Genomic DNA, 24,202 nt, shown 5'->3' with positions numbered 1-24,202 from the left:
TCAACATCATTTCTATTAGATTTTATCGATATAGCAGAACCATCTGATTCGCTATATACTCGGAGCTAAAATGAATTCCGTCTTTGATCCACCACATGATAACGCCAAGAATCGAAGAGGCTAAAATATCTCCCGATAGGATGTGTTCCGAAGTATTTGTTCCCTCTCGTTCCCGTTGAATTGCGATTGAGTCTTTTAAGAACATATGCATTTTCTTCTTGAATCCCGGATGCTCAATAAGTACAGCTAATATTTTTCGATGTCTGTAAAAGCAGTCAAGAAATGCGATTAATTGCTCTTGATTGTTTAAATCATTGATTTGTAATAGAGGTGACATTTCTAACGACAAGTCGTCGAAAATATCATAGACCACCTGTCTTAATAAATCTTGTATATCTATAAAATGCAAATAAAAAGTCGCACGGTTTAATTCAGCACGCGAGGCTATTTTCTGAACGGTGAGCTTTGAAATTTCAGGATTTTCAATGAGTAAATCCAGGACGGCTTCCTTAAGCATACGTTTGGAACGAAGTGCACGCGGGTCTTGTTTATTACTTATCGTCAATTTATTTCTCCTTCATCTAATAAATTTAAATTTCATTTATAGTTTTTTGAAATATGATGTTTAATCGACACTTTTCAGATCATTGTAAATAGGCATCCGTTTTAAAACATGTTATTGTCTATTTTATTGACATGGTGTTAATAAAGCAATGACAGAAAGGAATATATGAATGTCGGAATCCATCAACAAGAAAATATTGTTAACCGTATTAATTATGGGCTGCTTTTTATCCACCCTGAATCAGACACTGTTAAACGTAGCTTTTAGCCATTTAATTGAAGTATTTTCAGTAACTCCTACTACCGTACAATGGCTGTCTACAGGCTTCATGTTAGTTAACGGTGTTCTCGTTCCTATTACCGCCTATTTGATGAGACGGTTCTCTACACGTCAATTATTTATCAGTTCCATGCTGTTTCTTCTAATTGGATCTATATTATGTGCTGCAGCACCAAGCTTCCCGGTTCTGCTTGCAGGACGTATGATACAAGCAATTGGAGCAGGAATCATTATGCCGCTGCTTATGACTGTCGTAATGTTCATATTTCCAGCGGATAAACGGGGCAGTATGATGGGGTTGATTGGACTAGCCATGATTTTCGCTCCAGCCATCGCACCGACTTTAGCCGGTTTTGTTATCGAGTACTATTCATGGCGTTACCTCTTTGTCGGTCTCATCCCATTTATCGTTGTTGTGATTGGGTTAGCGATGAAATATTTAATTAACGTATCAGAGACGTCCAGACCGAAGCTTGATTTAACAAGTGTCATATTATCCACGCTCGGCTTTGGATTCATTTTATATGGTTTCAGTAATGCAGGGAGCCACGGATGGGATGATCCCGTTGTCATTCTTACGATATTGTCAGGCATTATGATTACAACGTTATTCTGTCTGCGTCAGTTCAAATCGGACGATCCCCTGCTCAACCTGGGCGTTTTTAACAATAAATTATTTACGCTTACGTCGATCATCAATATCATTGTGACGATGATGATGTATGCAGACATGATTCTGTTGCCTATATATTTACAGAATGGACGGGGCTTCACTGCATTTGACGCAGGATTATTATTACTGCCGGGAGCTTTGGTCAATGCGTTTATGTCTCCTATTACGGGCCGAATGTATGATCGTTATGGAGCCAAGCCGCTGTTTATTACCGGATTGCTCTTCGTCATTCCTTCCATGTGGGTCGTAACCGACCTTACGGTCACAACCACTTATCTCTTTTTAATGGTACGGACGATTTTCCTTCGTATAGGATTGAGCTTTATTACAATGCCGCTGAATACAGCTGGATTAAATGCTTTGCCTAGAAATCTCGTAACCCATGGTACAGCCGTAAATAATACCGTACGCCAAATTTCCGGTGCCATTGGAACAGCAGTAATCATTACTATTTTTTCTGGACAATTTAGCAGTCATTCGGCTGTCATGGCAGAACAATCTCCGAATATGGGAACGGATGAGATTCGCTCACTTGCTACTACTTTTGGTTCAAGCGATGCTTACTATTTCATGACGATATTAGCTGTAATCGCCTTTGTTATCACACTATTGGTTCCTTCCCGTAAAAAAATTGCACAACTCAAAAAAACAGCTATCCCGCAAGATCATTGATCTAACGGGATAGCTGCTATTTTTCATTTATATGTTTATTTGAACTTGCTTTCTGAAACATAGTATATTTTTTGGGTATCCTTCTTACTCTTCGGATTGGTTACAATCGTAAAATACACTTTTCCATCCTTGGTCTGAACACCCTCGATTTCACGCTTGCCTACATTTGTAATATTTACAAGGGTTTTGTAAGCGCCCTTGTTAGACATTAACGCAATCTTCGGGGTCTGGCCGTCCGCACCTCCTGATGTATAGATTGCTGATTTACCGAGCATATCTGCACCCTGGAAAGAGCCATTAGGTCTCACGATATTTTTGCCTGACTGTGTAAAACTTGTAACTGCCGCTTTTTTTGCCGCTGCACTGTCCATACGTACTTCTTTCTTGCTGTCAAGAAGCTTATTCAATGCCACCGTGTCATAGATAGCCCAGGTTACTTTCCCTTCCTTTGTTTGGACACGGAAAAAGGTGTGGGTGCTATTCCCTCCACCGTCTACACGGTAGGTTTCACCAAGTCTGGATCCTTTTTTATTAGCATAGTTCATATAAGTGAACCGCGGCAGATCCGTATAGTTCAATTTCTTGCCTGCTTTATATTGAACTCTTGCAACTTGAAGCGACCAATAATATTTGGTTGATGGATCAGCCTTTGAGCTGAAATAGAAATAGTTATCACCTTTATACGTGTACATGTCCAGGGTCTGGCAATGACCGGTATTGGTAATGGTCATCTCGTCCACATACTTTGCGTCTTTTCCATTAATCTTCAACCTTGAAAGATAACAAGTTCCTTTTGAGCGCTGCGTTACGTACACATACTTATCAGCGATATAAGCCTTCTGGACGGCAACATTATGCTTCAGCCCTTTCAAATTATAGGCCAATGTTGCAGAAGCATTTACAGTTTTACCGGGAGATGCCGCAAATGCGGGTAAAGCTGTCAAGCTAAACAAACTTAGTGCGAGTACTAGTGATAAAAGTACTTTTAGCGGATTTTTATCATGTCTCCTTGTTTGGATTGGATACATTAAAGCTACCTCCTGATATTTCGTTATAGGCAGTTGTAACTCCCTGTTATATGACGTCGAAGAAGGCCTAAGGGAGTCATTAATCACTGCTATCTAAATATACATAACCCAATTCAGAAGCATAAGCACCAATATAACTAAAATGGACTGGGACTTTTTCTTCATTCATCTAATTGTTTATTTTCTTTGACTTTCCCCTCTCCTATGGCTTAACTTGGTATTTAGCTGAATTTATTACCAAAGAAGGTGTTTCTACATTTGCTTAAGCTATTTCGTTACTTGCGTCCCCACTGGGCTGCTGCCCTGCTGGCACCACTCTTGATGCTGCTAGAGGTTGCCATGGACTTGCTGCAGCCGATCCTGATGGCGAGCATCATAGACAAGGGAGTCATGCAAAATGATCTTTCACACATCCAGAGATCAGGTCTCATCATGGTTAGCGCGGCTATTATCGGACTAATCGGTGGTGTGGGATGTACGATATTCTCCTCCATCGCCTCTCAGCGCTTCGGTGCTGATGTGCGCCGCGACCTGTTCCGTAAGGTACAGACGCTATCGTTCCGCAATCTGGATGAATTCTCTACCGGCTCTCTCATCACCCGTCTAACCAATGATATCGTGCAAATTCAGACCATGGTGCAGATGCTGCTTCGTATATTTGTCCGCTCACCGTTTCTAGCGATAGGAAGTATTATCATGGCGGTGATCATCAGTCCGAAGCTTGCGATTATTCTGGCTATGGCCGTTCCGCTTCTGTTCATTGTGATGTTTATGCTCATTCGTGCTACCCTTCCGTTGTTTTCAGTTATTCAGCAGAAGCTGGATAAAGTGAACACCGTCCTTAAAGAGAACTTTGCAGGAATACGGGTATCCAAAGCTTTTGTGCGAAGAGAATATGAGAACAAGCGGTTTAACAGCGCCAATTCAGATTTCACCCAGGTGTCTGTCAAGACCCAGCGTATAGTAGCCGTAAATATGCCGATTTTGACCATGATTTTAAATATTAGTATTGTGGCTGTGCTCTGGTTTGGCGGAAAAGATGCGATCAATGGTTCTTTTGAGGTCGGCAGTCTCGTTGCCTTTATTAACTATGTTACTCAGGTGCTGTTCTCGGTTTCTTCCGTTGCAATGATGCTTGTCCGGATATCAACCGCTAAAGTGTCCGCTGACCGGATTCAGGAGGTATTATCTGCCGAGCCTGACATTAAAGCGCCGTCGAAGCTGCAACAGAACACCTTACACCAAGGCAAGATCGAGTTCGATCAGGTTACATTCTCCTATCAATCAGGAACTCTTCAGCCTGTTCTTCATGGGCTCAGCTTTACAGCTGAACCGGGACAGACAATAGCCATTATGGGTGCAACGGGAGCCGGCAAATCATCTCTCGTGTCCTTAATTCCCCGATTATATGATGTAACTGAAGGGCAAATATTGCTCGATGGCACGGACGTTCGCAGCTTTGATCTTTCTACGCTACGGGGAATGATCGGAATGGTGCTGCAGGAATCCATCTTGTTCACCGGCTCCATCCGTGACAACATCCGCTACGGTAAACCGGATGCAGCAGATGAGGAAGTCATAGCAGCGGCCAAGGCTGCGCAAGCCCATGATTTCATTATGGGGATGCCAGAAGGCTACGATACCGAACTGGGACAGCGGGGAATTAATCTCTCGGGAGGTCAGAAACAGAGAATTGCCATTGCCCGTGCTCTGCTGCTCAAGCCATCCATACTCATTCTCGATGACAGCACCAGTGCGATCGATACGGGAACAGAGGCAAGATTGCAACATGAACTGGGGCAGCTCATGAAGGGACGTACTTGCTTGTTGATTGCCCAGCGGATTTCCTCTGTCATGGACGCGGATAAAATCCTGATCCTGGACGAAGGACGATTGGTAGCAGAAGGAACTCATCAAGAGCTGCTTGCCTCATGTGAAATTTATCAGGATATCTATATATCCCAATTCGGCAGGGAGGTGCCTTCCTATGGCTAAGCCAGGAGAACAGTCTTCTTCCTCAAATCACGAGACACCCGATTTCAGCATGCGAGGCAGCAGACCGATGAACGGGATGACCACCGGCATAGTAAAGCCAAAAAACACGATGATTACCGTTCGCCGAATATGGGGTTATATCCGCCCTCATCGAAGAGGCATGATCGCTGTATTTTTGTTCACATTGGTGTCTACTGTTCTATCACTTACCGCCCCCTATCTTCTAGGAATGGCGGTTGACGATTATATTGTTCCTGGTAACTATAAGGGATTAATCGGGCTGTGTGGTATCCTTATGTCTGTTTACGCAGGCACGGCATTGACTGCATGGCTCCAGCAGCATGTGATGGTAAAGGTATCCCAAGAGTCGGTGCAGGAAATGCGAAAGGACATTTTTGCGAAACTGCAGCTTCTTCCCTTACGCTTCTTCGATACGAAGACACATGGCGAATTAATGAGCCGAACCACCAATGATATAGAAAATGTATCCGGCACACTGAATTCCAGTGTAACCCAGCTGATTTCCAGCGTCTTATCACTCGTTGGTTCCCTCTTCATCATGTTATACCTGAATGTATGGCTGACTCTGCTGAGTATGGTTACGATTCCGTTTGTTATGCTGTTTACCAAGACCGTTGCAAGCCGCACACGGAAGCATTTCTCGGGGCAGCAATCACACTTGGGAGAGCTAAACGGATTTATCGAAGAAACGGTTTCGGGCCAAAAGGTTGTTCAGGTTTATCGGAGAGAAAAGGCTGCTGCTGAACAATTCGATGATAAGAATAAGAAGCTGACAGATGCAAGCATCCAGGCCCAGATTTACTCAGGTACAGTGGGGCCCGTCATGAACGTACTGAACAATCTTAGCTTCGCCCTTATCGCTGCGGTTGGAGGATACATGTCCTTCAGAGACTGGACGAGTGTGGGTGTTGTCGTTGCATTTCTGAACTATTCCAAGCAGTTTCAACGTCCATTGAACGACCTGGCCAATCAATTTAATCTGGTTCAGTCTGCAGTAGCTGGCGCAGAACGGGTATTCGAAATTATCGATACGGAGTCAGAATATATAGGAGATCCCGATATCCATAAGTCAGGTGAAATACGCGGAACTGTGAAGTTTGAGCAGGTTTCTTTCAGTTACAAAGAAGGTGTTCCGATTCTCAAAGATGTATCCCTAAGCGCAAAACCCGGCCAAACGATTGCTTTAGTCGGGCCAACAGGTGCAGGAAAAACGACAATCATCAATCTGCTGACACGTTTTTATGAGATTCATTCAGGCAGCATCACAATAGATGGCATGGATATCCGCCAGATGAACAAGGATGATCTTCGCAGAAAACTTGGTATTGTTCTACAGGATGCATATGTATTCTCGGACTCGATCCGTGAAAATATCAGATACGGACGTTTAGATGCAACGAATGAGGAAATTACAGCCGCTGCTAAACTTGCGAACGCGCATGATTTTATCTCCAAGCTGCCTCAAGGCTATGATACTCTGATTGCATCAGGTGGGAGTAATCTAAGCCAAGGTCAGCGACAGCTGCTTACGATTGCAAGAGCTGTACTTGCAGATCCGGCCATCCTTATTCTTGATGAAGCAACGAGCAGCATAGATACACGGACCGAAATGCATATCCAAGCTGCCATGAAGACTCTAATGCAGGGTCGAACCAGCTTTGTCATTGCTCACCGTCTGAGTACGATAAGAGAAGCGGATCAGATTCTGGTTATTCATCAAGGCGGTATCTCTGAACGAGGTACACATGAAGAACTTCTCCAGAAGAAAGGCTTCTACTATAACTTGTACAACAGCCAATTTAAAATATCTGGCTAAACCATGAGGACCCAATCTTACTCAAAATGAATAAACAGGCTGACAAGGGTTATTATCCTGAAACTGCAACTCAACGGTTATTGTGTTTCTAACCATTGAGAAGCAGTTCAACCCTTCATCAGCCTGTTTTTATTTACGGGATCACCTTTACTCCTGTTTAGTTTCCTCAGGAAGAGGCTTACCAGCTTCGATAAGCCGTTTGTTAGTAGAGAATAATAGAGTTAACACCAGCATGAACAGCCCTGTCCCAAAGAGCAGCCATTCGATTTGAATCACATCGGCAAGCGGTCCGAATATCAGCATCCCGATCGGCATCATGGAGGTTGAGATCATTCCGAACACGCCGAATATCCTTCCCAAGTAGTTGCCGTCCACCTTCTCTTGCAGCAAGACGGTTGTAGGCGTATTGAATATAGGCATCGCTATACCGAACGCCGCCATTACGGCCAGATATATCCAAAAGATTGGAACAATACCCAGCAGAACGGTACATATCCCCATGATGAGACTGGCCAATGTCATCGTAAATACCCTGTTCTTAAAACCTCCCCATGAGGCAATAACACCGCCTCCTGCCATCATACCGACAGAGAACGCTATTTCGATAGCGGTCAAACGCCACACATCATCACCAAAGGTTCTCGTTACTTGCAGCGGTGTCAAAAATGCCGCAGGTGCCATAAGAACAAAGAAGAAGCCGAAGAAAATAAAGAATGTCTTCAGAAAGGCATGCTGTCCAATATAGACTAAACCCTGTTTGAAATCGTCCAGGTATCCGGTTGTCTGATGATCAGATGCCTTCTGATGCAGTGGGATTTTGAGAAAGAAGAATAAGGTTAAGATCGCGATCGCCGCGGTAATGACATCGATGAATAATATCATTTCAATTGAAGCGACCGAAAGAATGCCCGCGCTGACGATCGGCGCAATGAACATCATAAGAGCCTGCAGACTTCCGTTGATTCCATTGATCTTCGTCAGATTGTCCTGCGGAACAATTTGAGGCAAAATGGCTCCTACCGCTGGTGTCTGAACCCCGGCACCAAGTGCTCGTACAGCAGAGATGACGAACAGAAGCCACATCGCTTCATATCCGAGCATAAAGGTAACCGCTAGTATGAGCGTAACCACAGCAATCATTGCATCCGATATCATGATAAGAAATTTACGGTTGAAACGGTCCGCCCAAACACCGGCAAACGGTGACAGCAGGAAAGTAGGAATGAATCCGCAAAGAATATACATCGTCATCATGATTCCTGACTGGGTTGTCAAGGTTATATGCCACATAATTGCATATTGAACCAGCGATGAACCGAATAAGGAAAGGGTCTGGCTGCTTAAAAAGAGAATAATATTCCTTTTCCAATGCTGCTTTTTGGTATCTTCTGAATGTACCATTTCTAATTCCTTTCATTTGTATTTCATTAATAATTATTCATTTAGTATATCCCTATTTCATGACTAGTCAAAACTCTTTTGACATTCTCCTTCTTCATTTATAATACATTCATTCGTACAATCTGGAAGATTTACTTTGGCACAAAAATAAAGAGTGTTCTTCATTTGTTTGAAGAACACTCTCGTAAATCATCTCTATTTATTTATCGCTGACTTTACCATCTAAATCATGGTGAATTTCAGTTACAGGGATTTCAGCTTTATATATTTGACCTTCCGGTACAGGATTTTCAACATACACATAATCCCCTGTTCCATCCGGAGCAGTGCCTGTAGCCCAGAGACCTTCTGCTGATTCTGTTCCTTCAGATAAATTCCAGAACTTGTACGCTTCTGTCTGTGATTCCATCTCAGCTTCTGGAGGGAAGGATGCAGGAACAACCACTCCATTCTTCTCTTCCAGTTCCTGAATAGCTGCCATCCATTGATACTGGTGGTAGCGGTCACGCGCCAGCATTTTACGGAATGCTGCACGAACTCCTTCATCCTTGGTCATATGATAGATTCTTGCAACCTGCAGTCTTCCTTGTGTTTCGGCATGAAGATTGGTACGCATATCTGCGAGCAGATTGCCGCTGGCTACAATGTAAGCCCCGTTCCAAGGTACTCCGTTTGAATTGGTTGGCATCGCGCCTAGGCCGCTCACAATCAGATGCTGAGGATTCACACCACCCATAATGGCTGCCATCGCTGGATCTTTTGCTGCTTCTTGCTGATCTTCAGGGGAAGCACCATCAAGCAGTTGGCTGATCATAGCACATAACATCTCAACGTGTCCGATTTCTTCGGTACCGATATCCATAAGCATATCTTTATATTTTTCCTCACCGCGGCAGTTAAATCCTTGAAACAGATACTGCATCATAACGGTCATTTCACCAAATTGTCCTCCCAGAACTTCTTGAACGCTTTTGGCAAACTGAGGATCTGGACGCTCTACTTTCACTTCATACTGGAGTTCCTTCTGATGTCTAAACATTCGTCGATTCCTCCTATATTTATATTATGGTTCCTGACTCTTACTTAAACAAATCCCTTAAATTTTACTCATCTTTCTCAAAAACTTCGCTCCAGTTAGCACCAAAAAAACCTTCAAGCAGCTGCAATCATATCTGAAGATATGAATGACAGTCTTGAAGGTTTCGATTTGTAATTAACGATTCATAACGGTCAGCCCTGGACTGTGCTCATTAGCGGTCTCAGGCATTCATTCAGAGGCAAGTCGGTATAGTTTCCCTTATAGCAGTGAACCCTCGCTTTTCAGCAAACTTGCTGCTCAGGCGAGGGTTCGGCATTCAGACCGTATTATATTTATTCATTAATTACCTGGCGGATCATATAATCCGGAAGTATCTTTAAACCATTCAAACATGTGGGATATACATACTTTGAGAACCGCATAACCCGGAACAGCAAGCAGTACACCAACCACGCCAAACAGATTGCCTGATGTCAGAATAACAAAGATTATTGTGATTGGATGAATTTTAAGCGTTTTACCCATGATTTGCGGAGATATAAATTTGCCCTCAATTAACTGTACAATCGTCCACACAGCAATCATCTTCAGCAGCATAACCGGTGAGGTGACCAGAGCCACTATAAGTGCAGGAGTAATTGCAATCGCGGGACCCAAATAAGGGACAACGCTTGTGAATGAGGCAATAATTGCAAGAACTAGCGCATAATCCAATCCGATAATCATATAGCCGATATAGAGCAGGATGCCTATACAAAAGCTGACGATAATCTGACCACGGATAAATGAGCTGATCTGATGATTAATATCATGAAGTACATGCAGGATGCCGGAACGACTTTTGGTTGGCAGGAAAGACAGAATCTTTTGCGGAAGCTTTTTCCCATCCTTCAGCATATAAAACAGAACAAAAGGCACAGTCACAATCGATAACAAAATCTCGGTGAACGCACCCAGGAAGCCTCCTACCTTGGACCAGGTTTGGTTCAGAATATCTGAAGCTTTTTTGGAAACTGTACTCCACCACTCTTGAGAGTTGACACTCAGTGCCTCCTGAATCTGGCCGAATAATTGGCTGCCGGTTAGTTCTTCAAATTGCAGCCTGACATTTTCACTGTATCTCGGTAAATTGTCAATCAGGCTCGTGATCTGGGTCCGGATAACAGGAATGACAGCAAGCACGACAACTGTCAGAATGCCTGCAATAGCCAAGTATAGAATCAAGATGGACCATCCGCGCTTGATTTTTCTTTTCTCCATCACGTCTACAATGGGATTTAATAGATAATACAAAATTCCGGACAAGATGATCGGTAATACGATGGTTTTAATCAGGACTCCTACCGGGTACAGAACAAATGAAATTTTGCTCAGAACGAAGATATTAAGTCCCGCTAGCAGCATTATTAATAACAGAAGCACAAACTTGTTGTTAAGAAAAAATCGCCTAAACCGATCTGGCCAAATGCGAGGTTGTTCCATTCATGTCCTCCTTCTCTTATGTAATTCTCATTTATGTTTTAGTATACTGGCTGATAGCGCTTCCCAACTAGTAAAATTGTGTCCAGGTAATTATTTCATCATTCATATTTTTGCTAGCTTGGTCATCCTCTTAAATATTTATACTCTACTTATATATAGAATATTATAGATTTTATTAAAAAGAACCGCGATGGTCGCGGTCCTGAAACGGAGAAGGTTCATTCCTCCACCATTGCTTTGTTAACACCATAATCACTTAGATCAATATCAAGCTCTAAACCTAATGCCAGCTTTGCTAATTGACTTCCAATGAAGGGTCCCATCGTTAAACCTGAAGCTCCCAGACCATTAGCAGTCAGAAGACCTTCCCAGCCTGGTACTGCACCCAGGACCGGAAGAAAACCGGGAGTAAACGGACGGAAGCCGACTCTTACCTCCTGAAACGTGCTATCCGCTAAACCTGGAGCTATTTCCAGCCCTTTATTCAATACTTCCTGAATGCCTCCCGCGGTTACTCTCGTATCGTAACCTTCAACATCATTCTCGTGAGTTGCTCCAATAATGATCTTCTGATTGTCGAATGCGAGCAGATATTGATCCGTCGGCGGGATGACAACAGGCCATGAGGCCGTGTCTTGCTCCTGATCCTCGATCTTTAAATGCAAGATTTGTGCCTTCTGATAAGTCACTTTAAAATGTATACCCAGCGGCTGCAATATCTGGTTGGCCCATGCACCTGCGCATACGATAACCTCGTCAGCAGTGAAGCTCTCTAAGCCGACAGTTACTCCAGTAACACGGCTGGACTGGAACTGAAGTTTGGCCTCTCCGGTTACCAGAGTGGCGCCGTTTCGTTGTGCTGATCGAAGCAGTGCATCTCTCAAGGCACGTCCATCTACACGAGCCGCACCGCTAATGTGTACCGAGTTATATCCTTCTGCTAATAGAGGGAACCTCTGATGTGTACCTTGCTCATCAAGCAAAGTTATGTCACCGATTTCCGGAGCATCTGCTCTACGCAGCAGCGCCCGCTCCTCCATCTTTTTGATTTTATCTTGATCCTCATGAATACTGAGAGCACCTACCCGAGCATATCCTGTATCGGTTTCCCCCTCGCTCTTGAGTTCATTTATTAATTCAGGGTAATAACGCGCACCTGCTTTGGCAAGCCGGTACCAGGCTTGATTCCGTCTTTGTGATAACCACGGACATATAATGCCTGCCGCCGCATCCGTTGCCTGTCCTATATCTTTACGGTCTATGATCAGGACTTCAGCACCCAATCTTGCTAATTGGTAGGCGGTGGATGCCCCAACAATTCCTAATCCTACGACGATGACTTTCTTCATCAATGACATCCCTTTCTTAAATCACTCCTATCATTATAACGAATGTGGCTAGTGAGTGTTATCGTTACTTTTTCCGGATGATTTAGATGAGAAATTCAACTCCATAATAACATGTTCACATAATGTTCACTTATGTAATCGACTTTACGATCTATATAATTGCAAAGGTAACTTAAGAGAGGATGAGAAATTTGCCGACAACGAAGAAAGAAGAACTTTATTTTGGATTAATGATGTGTACAGGGATGGTGATTTTCATGACTACCTACAACCTCATAACCAATGACTTGATTGGAAAAATGACTTGGATCATATTAATGATGCAATATGTTATAGGCTTTATCATTGCATTCATATTGGAATCCTTTATTGTTGGGCCACTGGCTAAAAAAGCAGTAATGTCTTTACCCTTTGATAAGTCTAAGAAAGTTATGTTCATTGTATCGCTTGCTTTTTGTATGGTGACTGGAATGGTCCTATGTATGTCCGTCTACGGTTTATTGTCTTCTTACCGGTCTAATGGATTAGCTGGGGAATCCCTGCTTAAGAGTTACTTCACCATTGTGATGAAAAATTATGTATTTGCACTGCCACTCCAACTCATCGTAATTGGACCCTTAATGCGTACACTGTTTAGCAAATTCGTTAAAGGTTCACGTGCAGATGAGGCTTATGCCCAATCATAAAATCCAAGTAAAAAAACCGCTATGAATAGCGGTTTTTTTACGAATTAAATAACATATCATGATGCATTTACATTGATGGTAACCTGTAGAACTGGACCTACACCATGCGCAACTTCGCCTTCGTATTCCTTTACCGCCTGTACTCGTTCTTGACCATCCGGTATAAGGATAGGCGTCATAACAGACAGCCCGGCCTGTTCTATGAGATCTTTGTTAAATTCAAGTAGGAGTTGTCCCTTCTTCACATCATCTCCTGTCTCAACATGAGCCGTAAACCCTTCCCCTTTTAAGGAGACCGTGTCTATACCAACATGGATCAATAATTGAATACCATTTCGATCCGACAGGATGATGGCATGTTTGCTCTTCTTAATAAGATGCTCTACCGTTCCGTCAAAAGGAGCGTATACTTTTCCCTCTGCAGGAATGATAGCTACCCCTTCGCCCATTTGTTTTCCCGAGAAGGCAGGATCAGGGACTTCGGTTAAAGGCACAATTCTTCCATCCATCGGAGAGTCAATTTCGATCACTTCTTCTCCAGGCATAACCCCGAGCAAAATTGAATCCTCTTCCAGTTCAGCTCTTGCCTCGTCCAAATCACAATCCATACTTGCACTTGCAGCCTGTTCATCCGCAGCCGTCCCCATGGTTGTGTAGGCACCGGATTTTCCGGCTGTTCTGGTCATCTGATATCTGCCATACAATAAGGTTCCGGCAAAAGGAATGACCAACACGATCGCCATACCTATGAAAAAGACTCCCCATTGATTTGGAAAGATAGACAAGAACCCCGGTATCCCTCCTACGCCAATAGAAGAAGCCAGGACGTTGTTCAAAGCTAATAGCACACCTGCAATTCCTGAGCCGATCATTCCGAATATAAAAGGATACCTATGACGAATATTTACACCAAAGATCGCTGGCTCCGTAACCCCTAAAAATGCTGAAATCGATGAAGTTACTGCAAGCCCTTTCGCCTTCTGCTCTCTCAGGATAAACAGCATAGCAAGCGCTGCCGCACCCTGTGCAATATTAGAAAGAGCAAGCATAGGCCACAGGAAGGTTCCTCCCTCACTGCCAATGAGCTGAATATCCACCGCAAGAAATGTATGGTGCATGCCCGTTATTACAAGAAGTGCATAAAGTCCTCCATAGACTAATCCGCCAAGCGCGGCAAAAGAGTCAAAGATGCTGACAAGCCCGGAAGTAAGAGCATTACCAATCATGAATGTAATCGGTCCAACCACAATAAATGCAAGAAATCCGGTCACTAACAGCGCAACAGGAGCTACAACCAGCAGCTTCATTGAATCATGCACATGTTTATTCAGATATTTCTCGATCTTTGCGAGTATATATGCGGATACCAGCACAGGCAGCACCTGGCCTTGATACCCGATTTTCTCCACTTCCAGGCCGAATAAATTCCAGATGGGAACGGTGCCCTCCAGCTTGGCGTTAGCATATTGATATGCGCTTAACAGCTCCGGATTTACGAGAATCAAGCCAAGCACAATCCCGAGCAGCGGATTTCCCCCAAATTGACGCACGGCGGACCATCCGATCAGGACAGGGAGAAAGGCAAAAGCGGTGCTGGCAATCAGATTTATAATGGATGCTACATCCGCCCACTGTGGATATACTTCTATTAGGGATTGACTATCGAAAAAGATGTCTTTACCCGTTAAAATATTGTTAATTCCAAGCAGAAGACCAGCCATAACGATAGCAGGCAAAATGGGAATAAAAATATCCGCAAGCGTCTTTATCGCCCGCTGGAGCGGGTTTTGTTTTTTACTGGCAAGCGATTTAACTTCATCTTTCGTTGCTCTCGCTCCGCCCGTAATGGCAATCATTTCGTTGTAAACCTGGTCAACCAGACCGGGACCGATGATCACCTGGAATTGGCCTTGTGAAGAAAAGTGCCCTTTTACTAAATCATTGGCATCCAGTGCCTTGGTGTCGACACGTTCTTCGTCCACTAGAGAAAACCTCAACCGGGTTACACAGTGTGAAGCTGCCTCGATGTTGTCTTTACCGCCGATGGCTTCAATAATCCGCTCCACATTCTTGCGGTCAACGTTTGCCATACTCATCACTCCTGCCTTAAGAGGTTTAATTGGTTATTCTTTATCATCTTGAATCAGCCACATGTATGATCCAAAGGGCTGAATTCTTACCGAAGGAGATAGCACCAAATTATCTTCCATATTACTTATAAGGAGCTCAGTTGACCGTGCATGATGAAGACGTGCGGAAATTTCCTGAGGGAAATTGAACAATGCTTCTTCCCTGCTGAAATTGGAAACAACAATGAGCATTTCTTCTGAAGTTACCCTGGCATAGGCATACACATGAGGATGTTTGTCATCCAGACGTATATATTGACCATGTATCAGGATGGGAAGCTTTTTACGGAGTTCAATCAGTTTACGATAATGATGATAGATCGAATCGGGATCTTCAGTCTGCGCCTTTGCATTAATGACAAGGTAACGCTCGTCAATCTTAATCCAGGGTTCACCTGTTGTAAATCCAGCCTGATCACTATCATCCCACAGCATAGGCAGCCGCGAGTTATCCCGGGATCGTACACTTACGATATGGGCAGCTTCCTCGGGTGTCTTTCCATTCTCTATAAGAATTTTGTACATATTGAGTGTTTCAATGTCCCTATATTCTGAAATGTCGTTCCACTTGGGATCGGGCATTCCGATTTCCTCTCCCTGATAGACATAGGGGGTGCCTTGTAATCCATGGAGCGTAGTCGCGAGCATTTTGGCACTTTCCTCCCGATATTCTCCGTCGTCTGTAAACCGGGTAAGCGCATGCGGCTGATCATGATTATTCCAGAATAGTGCATTCCAGCCGCCGCCCTTCTGCATCCCGGTCTGCCACTCGGAAAGCACGCTTTTTAATTCCTCAAAGTCATAGGGCTTAAGCTCCCATTTCTGACCGTTTAAATAATCTACTTTCAAGTGATGAAAGTTGAAGGTCATGGAGAACTCTTTTTCCTGTGGATTCGAATAACGTATGCAATGCTCCAATGTCGTCGAAGACATTTCACCAACGGTAACTAAATTGAACGGGGTAAACACTTTTTCATTTAGCTCTTTCACATATTCATGTACGCGTGGCCCATCGGTATAGAACCGACGTCCGTCTCCGGGCGGTACCGTTCCGTCATCATCCGGAAAATCCTGATCCTTGGATATCAGATTAATGACATCCAAACGGAATCCGTCTACACCTTTTTCCGCCCAGAATGTCAGCAGCTTAACAACTTCCTCTCTTACCTTTTCATTCTCCCAATTCAAGTCAGCTTGGGTCTTGTCGAACAGCGTTAGAAAATACTGTCCTGTTCCTTCATCGTACTGCCATGCAGAACCACCGAATTTAGACTGCCAGTTGTTAGGCGGCCCTCCATCCTCTGCAGGATCTCTCCAGATATAATAATCACGATACGGATTATCCCGCGACGACCTGGCTTCCTTGAACCAGCGGTGCTCTGTTGAGGAGTGATTGACGACAATATCGATCATAAGGTACATGTCCCTCTTCTTGAGCTGATGAACAAGCTCGTCAAAGTCCTCCATCGTCCCGAACGCCGGGTCAATATTATAATAATCAGCAACATCATAACCGTTATCATTTTGCGGAGATACATAAACGGGCTGGAGCCATACAATATCGATTCCCAGGTTTTTTATATAATCAAGCTTTTCAATAAGTCCACGAATATCTCCCGTGCCCCGCCCTGTTGTATCTTTAAAGCTCTTCGGGTAAACCTGATAGACCGTAGAGGTCCGCCACCAATCCGATGTCCGTTTTCTGTTTGATTCCATAAAATGCTCACCCTCCTCACCATGATGTATACAAGCAGCCTAGCCTGTCGCTTAAGAATATGTACCCAATTTTGAACATAAAAGGTTGAAATCACCCAAACTTTTTCAGGAAAATATTCATGCAAATTGTAAATCCCCGAAAATGAGTACCCTACCGAGCGGTGGTCACCCATAAATGGCAGCAAAAAAAAAGACCGCATCGCTGCGGCCTTAAGCTGTACTATTGTTCGTGTCCCCTAGAATACTTTCGTTGTCCAGGATTCACAATTCCAAATATCCGTTGCAATATCATTGTAGAATTCAGGTTCATGCGAAATCATCAGAATGCTGCCTTTGTACGCTTTTAACGCACGTTTCAATTCGTCCTTCGCATCGACATCCAGGTGGTTCGTCGGCTCATCGAGCACAAGCAGATTGGTTTCACTGTTAATGAGCTTGCACAACCGAACCTTGGCTTTTTCTCCCCCGCTGAGTACAGCGATTTTGCTCTCAATATGCTTCGTTGTGAGACCACACTTCGCCAGAGCAGCACGTACCTCGAACTGACTCAGTGATGGGAACGTCTCCCATATTTCTTCAATACAAGTATTGTAATTGCCTTCCTTCATTTCCTGCTCGAAATATCCGATCTCCAGATTGTATCCAAGCTCCACGGAACCGGACAAGGCTGGAATCTCCCCTAAAATACTGCGAAGCAGTGTTGTTTTCCCGATGCCGTTCGCACCCACAAGCGCAATCTTCTGACCGCGCTCCATCCGCAGATCCAGCGGTCTGGAGAGAGGGCTGTCGTAGCCGATGACCAGATTTTTCGTTTCGAATATATCCTTGCCGGCGGTCTTGCCTTCCTTGAAGTTAAACTGCGGCTTCGGCTTCTCCTTGGAAAGCTCAATGACTTCCATCTTGTCGAGCTTCTTCTGTCTGGACATCGCCATATTCCGGGTAGCTACGCTTGCTTTATTGCGGGCAACAAAATCCTTCAGCTCTGCGATTTCCTGCTGCTGGCGATTGTACGCCGATTCCAGCTGCTGCTTCTTCATCTCATAAACCTGCTGGAATTGATCATAGTCACCGACATAACGGGTCAGCTTTTGATTTTCCATATGATAAATCAGGTTGATTACGCTGTTCAGGAACGGAATATCGTGCGAGATTAAGATGAATGCATTCTCGTATTCCTGCAGATAACGCTTAAGCCATTCAATATGCTGTTCATCCAGATAGTTGGTAGGCTCGTCCAGCAGCAAAATATCCGGTTTCTCGAGCAGCAGCTTGGCCAGCAAAATCTTGGTACGTTGTCCGCCGCTAAGGTCATTCACGTCACGATCCAGACCAATGTCTGTAATACCCAGTCCGCGTGCCGTTTCCTGCACCTTCGCATCAATCATATAGAAGTCCTGATTCGTCAGCGTATCCTGAATCGTACCAACCTCTTCAAGCAGCTTCTCCAACTCTTCAGGGGACACCTCGCCCATCTTGTTATACATCTCATTCATTTCGTTCTCAAGATCGAACAGGTATTGGAATGCACTCCGCAGCACATCCAGTATTGTCATTCCTTTGGTCAACACCGCATGTTGATCCAAATAACCGACACGAACCCGTTTGGACCATTCCACCTTGCCCTCATCAGGCTGGAGCTTATTGGTAACAATGTTCATGAAAGTGGATTTACCTTCACCATTGGCACCAATGAGTCCGATATGCTCGCCTTTTAGCAGTCTGAAAGAAACATCTTTGAAGATCGCGCGATCTCCAAAACCATGACTTAACCCTTCAACGTTTAATATGCTCATTATTAGACACCTTTTTCTAATTTTATCGATCTATTATAGGCATGAAAAAGGTGAAATTTCAATCTTCCTTAAAGAATTGTTTATCGAAATAAGGAAGTGCGGATGACGATCCCCTAGTCGCTTACGATTGTTACTACAAACAGCATGACCGTCATCAACATGACAACTACGCCTGCTTGGTAGTCTACTGCCTGAAATTTCAATGTCTTGTAGGACGTTCTCCCTTTTCCCTTCCCATAAGCTCGTGCTTCTACGGCAAAAGATAACTGCTCGGCTCGTCCAATAATCGTAAATAACAGCGGAACGAGAATGGGGATATATGCAAAAATCCGTTTAGGAGCACTGAAGGCCTTAATATCGTAGCCCCTGGCTCTTTGTGCCAGCAGAATGCGATCCAGTTCCTGCAGAATGGTTGGAATAAAGCGGATTGCGATCACAATCATTAACGAGAATTGCTCCACAGGGATATGCAGCTTGGTTAACGGTGATAACAGTTTTTCTAAACCGTGGGCCAGGTCTAATGGTTTCGTCGTATATGTTAATAGCGATGCCAGCAATATCAATAATATGATTCGCCAAACCAGACGCAGCCCGGACTTCAGCCCTTCTAATGTAATTTCAAGGAATGACCAGGACCATACGACATTCCCTTTAGTGAATAGAGCTTGATACAACAAAGTAAACAGCAAAATAAACAGGATGGGCTTAAGTCCTCCCATCATCACACGAACCGGGATTTTGGAAATCTGTATGATGACTGCAACGAACAAGGTTGCGATGGTATAACTAATGAAGCTTTCCAGTGATATAAAACTCAGCATAAGAAGCACAATACTTACAATTTTGGTACGCGGATCGAGTCTATGGAAGAGCGAATTCGTCTCCCAATACTGTCCGATAAGTATCGTATTATTCATGATCCGATCTGCTCCGCTCGTTCATTGTCCACCTGGCCAACTGCTCTAGAATATCCTGTTCCTTACAGCTTGGGGCTTCCATTCTTCGGCCTGACAGCTCTTCCATCTGTCTAAGAAGCTGCACGGGTTCAGGGAGTGAAAGTCCGATCTGCTCAAGAAACGGCCCGTGCTCAAGAAAAAGCTTATTCGTGTCCATATGTTCCTTGAGTTGACCGTTTTGAAATACCATGACCTCATCAGAGTATTCGGCAGCCTCATTCATATCATGGGTGACGAAGAGAATAGTCCGGTTGTTCTGCTGCTGCCATTCTTGCAATAACCTGAGCAGCGCCTTGCGGCTTACAGGATCAAGACCTGCTGTCGGTTCGTCTAGAATAAGTAATTTCGGCTCCATCATCAGGATAGAAGCAATCGCAACACGTCGTTTTTGCCCGCCGCTTAGCTGAAACGGTGCTAATGGAAGAACATCATCAGATAGGCCAAGCCGCGGTAAAATTTCGTCCATGGATTCCTTGATTCTCTGTTCTGAATAACCGTGCAGTTTGGGGGCAAAGACGAGTTCCTTATAAACCGTCGTCTCAAATAATTGATGCTCCGGATATTGAAATACATATCCGATGTCAGCGATAACCTTAGGATTCCCTTTTCGGTCCCTTGGTGCGGACTGCCCATCAATCAAATACATGCCCTCATCGATCGGAAGAAGTCCCTTAAGCACTTTAACAAAGGTCGATTTACCCGCTCCTGTTGGACCAATAATAGATATCCATTTGCCCTCCTGGATCGTACAGCTTATATTCTTCAAGGCTGTCCGCTCTCCATAATTTACGGTTACATCATTGAACTGATAGACCATTGTGAGCGAATCATCTCCTTCCAATCGGCTGATAAAGGCACAGAGGAGCGGAGCATTCGGTGTACACGCACTGTAAAAGGCGGCTCCAGTTGATAATCAGATACCGGAACCGTTTCAAAAAAACGTAAAGGATCCCCATCATATACAAGCTTTCCTTGATGGATAAGCAGAATGCGATCTGCACATAAGGCTTCCTCCATATGATGAGTAATGTGGATGATCGTTTTACCCTTGCGGTGAAGGTCCCGCATGATGGAGAGCACCTGCTCCCTTCCATGCGGATCAAGCATGGATGTTGCTTCATCAAAAATAATAATCTGAGGGCGCATGGCGATGATGGCAGCAATTGCTATACGCTGCTTCTGACCGCCGGATAGCTGATGAGGCATGGCCCCAGCATAATCCAGCATCTGAACAGCGCTTAATGCATGGATAACCCGGTCTTGCATTTCTTCCTTGGGTACGCGAATATTTTCCATTCCGAAAATGATTTCATCCATAACGGTTGTCGTAATAAATTGGTCTTCCGGATTTTGAAATACATAGCCAATCTGTTCATGAATCCGGTGAAGGTCTTCTGGTCTTGACGTATCCAGCTGTTCCAGCTTTATTCTTCCTGTTGTGGGAGTCAGTAACCCGTCAATCAGCTTGGCCACTGTAGATTTTCCGCAGCCGTTCGCCCCGACAATAGATACAAACTCGCCGTCTCCAATTGTAAAGCTCATATCTTCTATAATCGGCTGACCCTTCTTATAATAAAAATGGACATGCTCAAATGTTAACATGAACGCTTCCTTCCACTTTCGCGGTATCTACCTTTTCCTCAATAGGGCTGAGCGCTTTGATCTGCATAATAATCAGTGAAGCAACGATCGCTTTTAAACAATCACCAGGGAGGAACGCCGTTGCTCCCAAAAGTCCTGCCCAGATGGATGTATTCGTCATGAGCGCCATCACAGGCGCTCCGATCAAACTGATCAGTACGACACCGAATACAAAATTGACTGCGAACAGCTTCCAGGTCTTGAGTGATGACCATACTTTTTCTGTCATATATCCGATGCAGAATACGGCCACTGGCCAGCTAAGTAAATAACCTGTTGCTGGGGCTACAAATACAGATAATCCCCCTCGCCCGCCTGATAATAGCGGCAAGCCTAGAGCAACCATGACCATAAATAACACAATACTGATGGTACCGATCTTCCTTCCCAGAAATCCTCCAGCCAGCATAACTCCCAAGGTTTGCAGGGTGATTGGAACAGGAATAAATCCGAGTGGAATAGGCGGTATCAAACCTAATACACCAATAAATGCTGCGAATAGTGCAGCAAACATCATTTCTTTTGTTTTCATCTTACTACCTCCAATAAACCATCCATTTAATAAGTACTATATTAGATTCTCTGCTATGTACTAGATACAGTTTAATATGATCAGCCTCTTTTGTAAACCATTTTAACTGATATTTTGGTTAACAATTATCTATAGCTACCAAACATGAGTAATCGAGTTGGCTAAACCATACAAACTATCGATTTATATCAATAGTAATCGTAATAAAATGAACAGGTCCTAATGTTTATTAGGACCTGCTAAAATTCTCCTATGAGAAAAACTGTGATTATAGTGACCGCGCAAGACGGAATCCAAGGTCATCGATGCTAAATGTTGGGTGGCTTCGGCGACGACAAGAAGCACCGCATCCTCTCGCTTCTTCAGCCCAGCTTCCTCCTCTAAATATGCGGTAAGAGCCATACACTTGTTCATCGTATAAATCAAAGCACCATTCCCACACATTCCCGAGCATATCATACAGTCCCCAAGCGTTCGGTTCCTTTTTTCCAACTTCATGAGGTGTGCCTGCGGAATTGTCACGATACCAAGCGATCTTATCCAGTTCACCGTATGTATATCCCGCCGTTCCCGCTTTACAAGCGTATTGCCATTCCGCTTCTGTCGGCAGCCGGAATCCGTTTGCTTCCCAATCCATTTGAATATGTTCTCCATTCTCATGGACAGAGTAGCATTTGTTTAGTCCCATTCTTTCTGAGATTACATTACAGAAGTTAATGGCATCGTTCCATGATATATTCACAGCCGGTTTCGAATCTCCAGCAAAAGAAGCTGATGAATCATTGAGAACCGTATGATATAACTCATTGGTTACAGGATAACTGGCAAGGAGAAATGGTTTAATTTCAATATTCCACTCTCTCTTCAATCGATCATCCCGTAATTTAACGGTTCCACCCGAAATGTCAACCAGAGGATACTTCATACTATTCAGTTCTATGATCACTAAGGCACTCTCTTCTCTCATAATATAACAAAATCATATCCTTAATTCCCGCTAATTGTCGTATCCCATGCCGTCACAATTTCTTCTTTCCGTTCCTTTAGCAGCTCTTCCTTATCATCTCTATAGAAGAGGTTATATGTATCGAATGGAATCATTCGGCCGTCCGGATGCACAATATGAACACAGGATTTCTTTACCGATCGCACATCGAAATTATAAGCATCCAGGAACTGCATGATAATCACCCTGAAAACATTGTCATACGATATCTGCTCTGGTACGGCAGCTAAAGGCAAGCAGCACAATAAACTCTTCAAGGAGAGTGCCGATGATGTCGGCGAATGTCCTGTAGACAGCAGCTCGAACATCTTGCTGCGGATCACCGGGTCCTGCTCAAAGACGATCGTATTGCTGTCTCCTTCAAGTAAAATTTCAGGGTCGATCATTCCCGTCAGAGGCAGCACTTCGCCGCCAAGCTTCAGAGCATAACCCATCGCCAGGCAATCCGGATGACAAGGCACCGGCAGTATATCCGCATCCTGGAATACTTCAGTCTGATCGATTATCATCCGCCGCACTTCACTGACCGTGAGCCGGTCCGTTGCCGGATCATATCCTTCCAGCCGTCCTGCAGCTTGAATCGGTTGAATTGTTACTCCTCGCACTGCTTTCTGCTGTAGACCATAATTAATGATATGACCGATCTCCCCGTCATTCAGTCCCTTTTTCAAAGTAACCACGAGTGTGGTGGAGATATTATATTCGTTCAGATGGTCGATGGCCTGCTGGCGGATACGGCGCAGATCCGCTCCTCTTAATTCTTTCAGAACATGAGCTTCAAAGCTGTCGAACTGTAAATAAATCTCAAAGCCTGGCATGTATTCGGAGAGCCGCTTGGCAAATTCCTTGTCTTGGGCGATACGAATCCCATTGGTGTTCACCATAATATGCTTGATGGGTCTGCTTTTGCACATGTCCAGAATTTCAAAGAAATCCGGATGCGTTGTAGGTTCACCACCACTAATCTGGACGATATCCGGTTCACCTTCATTCTCCACAATACGATCCAGCATAAATTCAATTTGTGCAAGTGACCGATAAGAGGTGCGATGAGGTGATGACTCTGCAAAACAGATCGGACACTGCAGATTACAGTGATCTGTTATTTCCAGAAGGGTCAGACAGCTGTGCTGCTCATGATCCGGGCACAAGCCGCAATCATAAGGACAGCCATAACGAATCGGCGTATTCCATTTCAGCGGCATCTCTGACGGTTTGATAAACCGGCGTGTCTGGTGATAATATTCCACATCCGTGGAAATCAGTACTTTTTCGGGACCGTGCACAAGACATCTTTTGACCATATAAATCTTGCCGTTCTCTTCAATAATCTTCGCTTCAACTTTACGGTAGCAAGTAGTACAAATACTATTGGTCAGTTCATGGTACAGATAAGGCCGATTTGGCATGAGTTAGCGCTCCT

At 44.2% G+C, this 24,202-nt stretch carries 19 protein-coding genes; 4 read left to right on the top strand and 15 right to left on the bottom strand.

Going from position 1 to position 24,202, the window contains the following annotated elements; genetic code table 11:
* Positions 1–22 precede the first annotated feature (22 nt).
* The gene (locus BN1234_RS02810; protein ID WP_245640069.1) at positions 23–565 is read right to left on the bottom strand and encodes a TetR/AcrR family transcriptional regulator; all 543 of its coding nucleotides are present in this window, start codon (positions 563–565) and stop codon (positions 23–25) included.
* 169 nt (positions 566–734) lie between these two features.
* On the opposite strand from BN1234_RS02810, the gene BN1234_RS02805 reads away from it, so the two are divergent.
* Positions 735–2,189: a DHA2 family efflux MFS transporter permease subunit gene (locus BN1234_RS02805; protein ID WP_054955144.1), complete on the top strand. Its 1,455-nt coding sequence runs from the start codon at positions 735–737 to the stop codon at positions 2,187–2,189.
* A 35-nt stretch (positions 2,190–2,224) separates the two neighbouring features.
* Here the strand turns inward: BN1234_RS02805 and BN1234_RS02800 are convergent, their stop codons facing one another.
* A complete protein-coding gene (locus BN1234_RS02800; protein WP_054955143.1) occupies positions 2,225–3,217 on the bottom strand; it encodes a helveticin J family class III bacteriocin in 993 nt (330 codons plus the stop codon).
* A gap of 258 nt (positions 3,218–3,475) precedes the next feature.
* On the opposite strand from BN1234_RS02800, the gene BN1234_RS02795 reads away from it, so the two are divergent.
* Both BN1234_RS02795 and BN1234_RS02790 read left to right on the top strand, forming a co-directional pair.
* Positions 3,476–5,212, top strand: a complete 1,737-nt coding sequence (locus tag BN1234_RS02795; protein WP_054955142.1) for an ABC transporter ATP-binding protein — start codon at positions 3,476–3,478, stop codon at positions 5,210–5,212.
* Positions 5,205–7,049, top strand: coding sequence for an ABC transporter ATP-binding protein (locus BN1234_RS02790; RefSeq protein WP_054955141.1), 1,845 nt, complete (start codon positions 5,205–5,207; stop codon positions 7,047–7,049). The genes BN1234_RS02795 and BN1234_RS02790 overlap by 8 nt, the downstream gene beginning before the upstream one ends.
* 147 nt (positions 7,050–7,196) lie before the next feature.
* Here the strand turns inward: BN1234_RS02790 and BN1234_RS02785 are convergent, their stop codons facing one another.
* The 4 genes from BN1234_RS02785 to BN1234_RS02770 all read right to left on the bottom strand — a co-directional run bounded on the left by BN1234_RS02785 (position 7,197) and on the right by BN1234_RS02770 (position 12,320).
* The gene (locus tag BN1234_RS02785; protein WP_054955140.1) at positions 7,197–8,450 is read right to left on the bottom strand and encodes an MFS transporter; all 1,254 of its coding nucleotides are present in this window, start codon (positions 8,448–8,450) and stop codon (positions 7,197–7,199) included.
* Positions 8,451–8,649: 199 nt separating this feature from the next.
* Positions 8,650–9,489, bottom strand: a complete 840-nt coding sequence (locus tag BN1234_RS02780) for a manganese catalase (RefSeq protein ID WP_054955139.1) — start codon at positions 9,487–9,489, stop codon at positions 8,650–8,652.
* Between the two features lie 339 nt (positions 9,490–9,828).
* On the bottom strand, positions 9,829–10,971 hold the full coding sequence (locus BN1234_RS02775) for an AI-2E family transporter (protein WP_054955138.1): 1,143 nt from the start codon (positions 10,969–10,971) through the stop codon (positions 9,829–9,831).
* Positions 10,972–11,189: 218 nt separating this feature from the next.
* Positions 11,190–12,320, bottom strand: a complete 1,131-nt coding sequence (locus tag BN1234_RS02770) for an NAD(P)/FAD-dependent oxidoreductase (protein ID WP_054955236.1) — start codon at positions 12,318–12,320, stop codon at positions 11,190–11,192.
* Positions 12,321–12,511: 191 nt separating this feature from the next.
* Here BN1234_RS02770 and BN1234_RS02765 point away from each other — a divergent pair, with 191 nt between their 5' ends.
* On the top strand, positions 12,512–13,006 hold the full coding sequence (locus BN1234_RS02765; RefSeq protein ID WP_054955137.1) for a DUF2798 domain-containing protein: 495 nt from the start codon (positions 12,512–12,514) through the stop codon (positions 13,004–13,006).
* 56 nt (positions 13,007–13,062) lie between these two features.
* Here BN1234_RS02765 and treP read toward each other — a convergent pair whose 3' ends face one another.
* The 9 genes from treP to BN1234_RS02720 form a co-directional block, all read right to left on the bottom strand.
* Positions 13,063–15,096: a PTS system trehalose-specific EIIBC component gene (treP, locus tag BN1234_RS02760; RefSeq protein ID WP_054955136.1), complete on the bottom strand. Its 2,034-nt coding sequence runs from the start codon at positions 15,094–15,096 to the stop codon at positions 13,063–13,065.
* Between the two features lie 33 nt (positions 15,097–15,129).
* A complete protein-coding gene (gene treC, locus BN1234_RS02755) occupies positions 15,130–16,851 on the bottom strand; it encodes an alpha,alpha-phosphotrehalase (protein ID WP_054955135.1) in 1,722 nt (573 codons plus the stop codon).
* A gap of 236 nt (positions 16,852–17,087) precedes the next feature.
* Positions 17,088–18,644 carry an ABC-F family ATP-binding cassette domain-containing protein gene (locus BN1234_RS02750; RefSeq protein WP_054955134.1) on the bottom strand — a complete coding sequence of 519 codons (1,557 nt, stop codon included), beginning with the start codon at positions 18,642–18,644 and terminating at the stop codon, positions 17,088–17,090.
* A gap of 113 nt (positions 18,645–18,757) precedes the next feature.
* Positions 18,758–19,561 (bottom strand): energy-coupling factor transporter transmembrane component T family protein, encoded by an 804-nt coding sequence (locus tag BN1234_RS02745; protein ID WP_054955133.1) that lies wholly within the window; start codon positions 19,559–19,561, stop codon positions 18,758–18,760.
* Positions 19,554–20,417: an ATP-binding cassette domain-containing protein gene (locus tag BN1234_RS02740; protein ID WP_054955132.1), complete on the bottom strand. Its 864-nt coding sequence runs from the start codon at positions 20,415–20,417 to the stop codon at positions 19,554–19,556. Before BN1234_RS02740 ends, BN1234_RS02745 begins: the two co-directional genes overlap by 8 nt.
* A complete protein-coding gene (locus BN1234_RS02735) occupies positions 20,393–21,202 on the bottom strand; it encodes an ATP-binding cassette domain-containing protein (RefSeq protein ID WP_054955131.1) in 810 nt (269 codons plus the stop codon). Before BN1234_RS02735 ends, BN1234_RS02740 begins: the two co-directional genes overlap by 25 nt.
* Positions 21,189–21,773, bottom strand: coding sequence for a biotin transporter BioY (locus BN1234_RS02730; RefSeq protein WP_054955130.1), 585 nt, complete (start codon positions 21,771–21,773; stop codon positions 21,189–21,191). The genes BN1234_RS02735 and BN1234_RS02730 overlap by 14 nt, the downstream gene beginning before the upstream one ends.
* Positions 21,774–22,041: 268 nt before the next feature.
* Complete coding sequence (locus tag BN1234_RS02725; protein WP_170307979.1) at positions 22,042–22,698, bottom strand: formylglycine-generating enzyme family protein; 657 nt, start codon at positions 22,696–22,698, stop codon at positions 22,042–22,044.
* A gap of 62 nt (positions 22,699–22,760) precedes the next feature.
* Positions 22,761–24,188: a radical SAM protein gene (locus tag BN1234_RS02720; RefSeq protein WP_054955128.1), complete on the bottom strand. Its 1,428-nt coding sequence runs from the start codon at positions 24,186–24,188 to the stop codon at positions 22,761–22,763.
* Positions 24,189–24,202: the final 14 nt, after the last annotated feature.

The sequence above is a fragment of the Paenibacillus dakarensis genome, from assembly GCF_001373415.1.
In the GTDB taxonomy this organism is placed as follows: domain Bacteria; phylum Bacillota; class Bacilli; order Paenibacillales; family Paenibacillaceae; genus Paenibacillus_AQ; species Paenibacillus_AQ dakarensis.
The sequence above is the reverse complement of the archived record's forward strand: the minus strand, read 5'-3'. Positions and strand labels throughout refer to the sequence as shown.